3 protein-coding genes are annotated in these 7,098 nt (G+C 75.7%); 1 reads left to right on the top strand and 2 read right to left on the bottom strand.

The window, feature by feature from the left end:
• Positions 1-2,830: DEAD/DEAH box helicase (locus FNX44_RS21520; RefSeq protein WP_143650325.1), on the top strand; the 2,830-nt coding region annotated here is incomplete at its 5' end.
• Positions 2,831-2,852: 22 nt separating this feature from the next.
• Here FNX44_RS21520 and FNX44_RS21515 read toward each other — a convergent pair.
• Together FNX44_RS21515 and FNX44_RS21510 are read right to left on the bottom strand one after the other, a co-directional pair.
• Complete coding sequence (locus tag FNX44_RS21515; RefSeq protein WP_173019248.1) at positions 2,853-3,590, bottom strand: thioesterase II family protein; 738 nt, start codon at positions 3,588-3,590, stop codon at positions 2,853-2,855.
• A gap of 14 nt (positions 3,591-3,604) precedes the next feature.
• Positions 3,605-7,098, bottom strand: a 3,494-nt coding sequence (locus FNX44_RS21510; protein ID WP_143650321.1) for a non-ribosomal peptide synthetase, incomplete at its 5' end; no start/stop codon positions are given.

The following is a 7,098-nucleotide window of genomic DNA, read 5'->3' as shown; positions in this document are numbered from 1 at the left end:
CCCCGGCACCCCCGAGGACCCCGCCGACGCCGCCGACCCGGACGCACCCGGCGACGACCTCGACGACGACCCCGGCGACAACAGCGACAACAGCCGGGCCCGGAAGCCCCCGCAGCTCGGCCGCAAGCCGCTGACCGTGCGCGACCTGTCGGCAGTCACCCGCTGGGTCTCGGACCACTTCGGCGTGACGGCGGACCTGCGGCCGGAGACGGTACGGGTGTCCAGCAGGCGGGTCAGCCGACGGCGCGCGGGCCAGGCCGGCGGCTCGGACTTCCTCAACAGCTTCATCGCCGCCGATCTGGCGATGGTCGCGGACCGCCTGGCGGGCGAGGACCCGCCGGCGGCGCTCGGCGCCTATCTGACCGAGGCCGCCAGATTGCCCGACTCCGACCGCGTCGACCTCCGCGCGTCCCCCGACGTCGTGCTCGCCGGTGTCGCGCCGGACCGGTTCCCGCTCGGCCGGTGGCCGGCCCGCACGGAACACCCGCTGGTGCTCAGCCAGCAGTTCGCCGTGAACAAGATCCTCGACCGGCTGGGCGACAGCGAGGGCGTATACGCGGTGAACGGGCCGCCCGGCACGGGGAAGACCACCCAGCTCCGGGACCTCATCGCGGCCGTACTCGTGCGGCGGGCGGAGCGGCTGGCCGAACTGGCCCGCCCGGACGACGCCTTCCACGGCGCGCCGCTGCGGTGGCGGACCAGCGGGTACCAGCGTTCGGTGCGGGCTCTCAGGCCCGAACTCACCGGCTTCGAGATGGTCGTCGCCTCGGCGAACAACGGCGCCGTGGAGAACGTGTCGAACGAGATCCCGGCGCTCGGTTCGGTCGACGAGGAGTGGCGCGCCCAGGCGGCGTACTTCCCCGAGCAGGGGCGGTTGCTGCTGGGCGGCAAGCCGGCCTGGGGCACCCTCGCCGCCCGGTTGGGCAACAAGCAGAACCGGTCAGACTTCCGCAACGCCTACTGGTTCGGCCCCCGGCGCGACCGCCGCCGCCCCGGCGCCCCCGGCACGCCCCCGGAGACGGGGATGCGGGAACTGCTCCAGCAGGCGGCCGGCGACCCGGCCCCGGCGAAGTGGCGGGACGCCGTGTCGGCCTTCCGCCAGGCCCGGCGGACCGTGCTGCGGCTCCGCGACGAACGGCAGCGCGTCGCCGACGCCCTCTGGGACGGGGCGCGGCTGGCCGAGGCCGTCGACGCGGCGGGCCGAGGCGTCAGCGCGGCCGAGCAGCGGCTCGCCGCCCGCCGCCGCGCGGACACCCTGGCCGCCGAAGAACTCGCCGACGCCACGGCCGTGTTCGACCTCCGCCGGGCTGCCCGCGAGGAGCACCAGGCCCGGCGCCCGGGCCTGTTCTCCGGGCTGTTCACGCTGGGCGGGTCGCACCGCGACTGGCAGGCGGAGGACCGCCGGCTGGCCGCCGAGGAGCGCGACGCCCGGCAGGAGCACGAACGGCGCGCCGCGCTCGCGGCGGGATGCCGGGCGGTCGTACGGCAGGCCGAGGCCGAGCTGGTCGAGGCCCGGGACGAGCTGCGCCGCCGCCGCGAGCGGCAGGAGCGCGCGACCCGGCTGGTGCGCGACGCGGAACGGCGCTGGGGGCGCCATCTGCCCGCCGTCCGCACCGAGGAGCAGCAGTCCACGGACGAACGCGAGTTGTCCTCGCCGTGGAGCGATCCGGAGTTCACCCGGGCCAGGACGCGGCTCTTCCTCGCCGCCATGGACCTGCACCGCGCCTTCCTGACCGGCGCCGCCGACCGGATGCGCAAGAACCTGGACGCGGCGATGGACGTGCTCTGCGGCGAGGCCCCGGCGACGCTGCCCGCCGCCACCACGCTCGCCGCCTGGCAGAGCTTCTTCCTCGCCGTCCCCGTCGTCTCCACCACGTTCGCCTCGCTGGACCGGATGTTCAGCGGCCTCGGCCCGGCCTCGCTCGGCTGGATGCTGGTGGACGAGGCGGGACAGGCGACGGCGCAGATGCCGGTCGGCGCGATCTGGCGGGCGCGGCGCGCGGTGGTCGTCGGCGATCCGCTGCAGCTGGAGCCGGTGGTCACCCTGCCGCACACCGGGCAGCAGGCGCTGCGCCGTTCGTTCGGGGTGGGCGAGGAGTGGGTGCCGTCCGGCACCTCCGCGCAGCGGGTCGCCGACCGGCTGACCCGCTACGGCACCTGGCTGCCGTCACCGGATGACGGAGGCCGGGACGGGCGGGTGTGGGTCGGGTCCCCGCTGCGGGTGCACCGCCGCTGCGAGGAGCCGATGTTCGGCATCAGCAACGACATCGCCTACGACGGCCTCATGGTGCACGGCGTGCACCGCGCCGAGGACTACCCGGTCGCGCGGCGCGGCGTGTGGTGGGACGTGGGTGGCGCCGGCGGGGACGGCAAGTGGTCTCCCGAGGAGGGCGCGGCGGCGAACGTCATCGTGCACCGGCTGATCGACCAGGGTCTCGACCCGGTCCGGGGGCTGTTCGTGGTCAGCCCGTTCCGCGATGTGGTCGCCGGGCTGCACCGCGCGCTGTGCCGGACGGTTCCCCGCGCGCGGATCGGCACGGTGCACACCACGCAGGGCAAGGAGGCGGACGTGGTGCTGCTGGTGCTCGGCGCGGGCGGGGACAAGGCGGGGGCCCGCGCCTGGGCCGCCGCGCGGCCCAACCTGCTGAACGTGGCCGTGAGTCGGGCCCGGCGGCGGCTGTTCGTCGTCGGCGACCACGGGAGTTGGAGCCGCAACCGCCACTTCGACACGCTCGCCCGGCGGCTGCCCCGGATGACCGTCGACGACCAGCGGGCGATGCGCGACCTCACCCCGCCGACGCTGCCCGACCCGTGCCGCTGCCGCCCGTGAGCAGCGGGACCGGCCGCCGCGGTCAGACGCCGATCGAGGAGGTGAGTTCACGGGCGAGGAGGTCGAGCAGCAGCTCGCGGTGGGTGTTGAGGAAGAAGTGGTCGCCCGGCACCTCGTGGAAGGTGAAGCTGCCGGTGTGCGCGGCCCACGCCCGTACCTCCGACAGGCCGAACCGCTGGTCGGTGGCGCTGCCGAAGGCGGTGACGGGGATCGGCAGCGGGCCGTCGTCCAGCCCGCCGTAGTGTTCCGCCAGCCGGAAGTCGTGCTTGACGACCGGTAGCAGCAGTTCCATGAACTCCTCGTCGTCCAGCAGCACCTGCGGGGTGCCGCCCAGTTCGCCGAGGAAGCGGCGGAACTCGGCGTCCGGCAGGTCGGAGTAGCGGTGGCCGGGCGGCGGCAGGCTGGGGGCGCGGAAGGCGGAGACCAGGAGCCGCACCGGCGGCGCGCCCTCGGCCACCAGGTGGCGGGTCAGCTCGTAGGCGACGGCGCTGCCGAAGCTGTGGCCGAAGACCGCGTACGGCAGGTCGAGCCGCGGCTCGACCCGGCCCAGCACGTCCTCGACGAGCAGGTCGAGGTCACCGGGCAGGGGTTCGACGAACCGGCCGCCGCGTCCGGGGAGTTCGATCGGGCAGACGTCGATCGTCGCGGGCAGTCGGGACTGCCAGCCGGAGAAGACGCCGGCGGCGCCACCGGCGTACGGCAGGCAGAACAGCCGCAGCTCGGGTCCGGCGGCGGACGGGTCGGAAGGGGCGGCGGTCAAGGCTTCTCCTAGCTTCAGGGTCGGCGGCGGGCGGCGCGGCGGCGCTCGGACCGGTCGCTTCGGGCCGGTCGGCTCGGCGGCTGCGGCGTCTCGGGCCGGTCGAGATGGCCGGCGAGCGCCCGTACGGACGGGTGCTCGAACATGGCGGCCAGCGGGAACGTCCGGCCGACCGCCTCCTGGACGGCCCGGTGCAGCCGGACCATCAGCACGGAGTCGACGCCCAGCTCCAGCAGGTGGTCGGTGGCACCGATGTCGTCGCGTTCCAGCTGGGCGTGGAGGACGGCGAGCACCGCCGTCTCGGTCGGCCCGCTGGGGGCGTCGGCGGGGCGCTCCCGGCTCGCGGCGCGTTCCGCCAGATCGGTGAGCGCCGCCCTGTCCAGCTTGCCGCGGTCGGTCAGCGGCAGGCGCTCGACCTCCGCGTACACGCTCGGCACCAGCGGGGCGGGCAGCACCTCGGCCAGCCGCTCCCGCAGTGCCTCGCCGAGTCCGGCGGCGGTGGGCGGAGTCGGCGCGTCCGCGGGGTCGGCGAGCGGGCCGCCGACCAGTGCGTGCAGTGGCTCCTCGCCGGTGGACAGGGCCAGCGCGGCGCGTAGTTCGTCGGTGGCGCGCAGGGCGCCGGCCTGGCAGAGGCCGAGCCGGACCGGGGGTGCGGCGTCCTCGACGAGCTGGGCCATGAGTCCGGCCTCCAGCAGGCAGAAGTCCCGGGCGCGGGTGCCGTACATGGGGTCGACGGCGGCGCGGTCGGCGACGAGCAGCAGCCAGAAGGCGGCGTCGGCGAGCATCGGCAGCGGGCCGTGGGCGGCGGGGTCGAGGCGGGCGCCCTCGTGCACGGCGACCAGTCGGTGCTCGTACGGGTCGTGCCGGTAGGTGCCGCCGGGCAGTCCCGCGACGCGGCCGTCGACGACGTAGAGGTAGGTCTGGACGGGGTAGAGGCCGCCGGCCGAGGCGTAGCGGCGACGGGTCGGCGCGAGGCCCGGGGCGGGCACCTGCTCGTGGGCGCGCAGCGGTTCCAGCAGCGCGGCGAGCGAGGCCGTCGGCAGCGGTTCGCGACCGTAGGCGCGGTGGCTGGCCCGGGTGGGCGGCGGTGCGGTGGTGGTGACGGGCAGCGGGTGGGCGACGCCGTCGGGCTGCGGCCTGGCGGTCTGGCGTTCGGCGGTGAAGGCGAGGCGGGCGGCCGGTTCGGTGAGGATGTCGTCGCCGAAGTTCTCCCGGTACTCGGCGGCGGCGCCGGCCGCGTCGTCGCCGGGGGCCGTGTGCTCGGAGACGACCACGGCGGCCAGTCGGCGGGTGCGGCCCGCGCCGCCGACGACGGTCGCGGCGGCGGCCCGGACCTGCGGCAGCCGCAGCAACGCGGCTTCCACCTCGCCGAGTTCGACCCGGTGGCCGCGGATCTTGACCTGTTGGTCCTCGCGGCCGAGGATCTCGATCTCGCCCTCCGGCAGCCAGCGGCCTAGGTCGCCGGTGCGGTAGAGGCGTTCGCCGGTGCGCGGATGGGTGACGAAGGCGCGCGCGGTGCGGTCGGGGTCGCGCCAGTAGCCGTCGGCGAGTCCGAGACCGCCGATGGTGATCTCGCCGGTGACGCCGACCGGGCAGGGTTCGTACCGGTCGTTGAGGACGTGCACGGTCTGGTTGCGCATCGCCCGCCCGTAGGGGATGGAGTCGCGGGTGGTGTCGTGTTCTCCGGTGGCGTGCGCGATGGACCAGATGGCCGCCTCGGTGGCGCCGCCGGCGGAGGTCACCCGGGCGGCGGGGGCCGAGGCCCGCAGTCGGCCGGGCAGGTCGACGGGTATCCAGTCGCCGGAGAGCCAGACCTCACGCAGCGCGGACAGCGCGGCACGCGGCGCGCCTCCCGCGGTTTCCGGTGCGTCGCCGAGGTGGTCGAGCAGCATCTGGAGCAGTGCCGGGACCGAGTTCCACAGCGTGACGCGGTGTTCGGCCATCAGTTCCGCCCAGTGGGCGGGGTCCGCGACGGCCGAGGGGTCGGGCAGCACCAGGGCGCCGCCGGTGCCGAGTACGGCGAAGATGTCCGCGACGGACAGGTCGAAGCTCAGCGCGGACAGCGCCAGCACCCGGTCGCGCTCGCTCAGCGCGCAGCGTTCGGCGAAGTCGACGACGGTGTTCAGCGCGGCCCGGTGGCGGACGGCGACACCCTTGGGTGTGCCGGTGGAACCGGACGTGTAGAGCACGTACGCCAGGTCGTCGGCCGTCTGCGGCGGGGTCAGCGGCGCGTCGGGGGGCGAGGTGTCCGCCAGGTCCAGCGGGAGCACGGTGACTCCACCCGGCCGGCCCTCGCCCTCCGGCTGAGCCGTGGTGAGCACGAGGTCGGCGCCGGAGTGCTCCAGCAGCCACGCCCGGCGGGCGGCGGGCAGCTCCGGGTCGATCGGCAGGTAGGCGGCGCCGGCCAGGTGGACGGCGAGCACGGCCGCGATCTGCGCCGGTCCCTTCGCCGCGTGGACGGCGACCAGTCGGCCCGGTCCGGCTCCGGCGGCCCGCAGGCGGCGGGCGTGCCGGCAGGCGTGCCGGTGCAGTTCGCCGTAGCTGAGGGTGCCGGTGCCCGCGATGACAGCGGTGGCCTCCGGGTGGCGGGCCGCCCGGTCGAGGAACGCCGAGCACAGCAGTCCTTCGGGGGCGGGCCCGGCGGTGCTGTTGGCCGTCTCGAACAGCCGCTGCTGGGCCGCGGGGAGTACTTCGGGCAGATGTTCGGCGTCCCAGGCCGCCTCGTCGTCGGCGAGGGTGCGCAGCAGGCGGCCGTAGGCGTGGAACATCTCGTCGAGCACGCCGGGCGGGAAGCGGTCCTCCACGGCGTCCCACTTGTAGGTGAGTGCTCCCCGGTCCTCGTAGACCTGGTGGTCGAGCAGCACCTGCGGGGTCTGGGAGACGGCGAAGCCGGGCTCGCCGAGCCAGTCGGCGCCCAACTCGCCGTGGGCGAAGTCCTGGTCGCGGCCCTGCTCGCGGGCGCTGGCGAAGACGACGGAGGAGAAGTCGGTGGCGGGCAGGCCCCGGGCGCGGGTGAGTTCCCGCAGCACCTCCACGCCGCTGAACCAGCGGTGGTCGAGGTCCTGCCAGAGCTGCCGCTGGACGCGGTGGGCGAGCGCGGCCGGTCCCCCGCCCGCCCGGAGGTCCACCTCCAGCAGGGTGACGGAGGTGAAGTCGCCGATGAGCGAGTCGACTTCCTCGTGCAGGGGGTGCCGGTTGAAGAGCGGGAGGTCGAGGGTGAAGTGGCCGCTTCTGGACCAGGTGCCGAGCACGGTGGCGTAGGCGGCGAGCTGGACGGCGGACGGCGTCAGGCCGCGCGCGGCGGCTCGTTCCCTGATCCGCGTCCACCCGGCGGCGTCCAGTCGGGCGGCGCGGCGGGTGCGGCGGGCCGGTCCTTGGCCGGGCGTGGCGGCCTGCGGCAGCCGGGGGCCGGGCGGCAGGCTGTCGATCCGCCGCAGCCAGTAGTCGCGGGAGCGGCGGTAGGCGTCGGTGTCGCGGAGCGCGCGGGCGGCGAGGACGTAGTCGCGGAAGG

This window comes from Streptomyces alkaliterrae, from assembly GCF_007097205.2.
Taxonomy (GTDB): Bacteria; Actinomycetota; Actinomycetes; order Streptomycetales; family Streptomycetaceae; genus Streptomyces; species Streptomyces alkaliterrae.
Note: the sequence above shows the minus strand (reverse complement) of the source record. Positions and strands in the feature narration are given on the sequence as shown.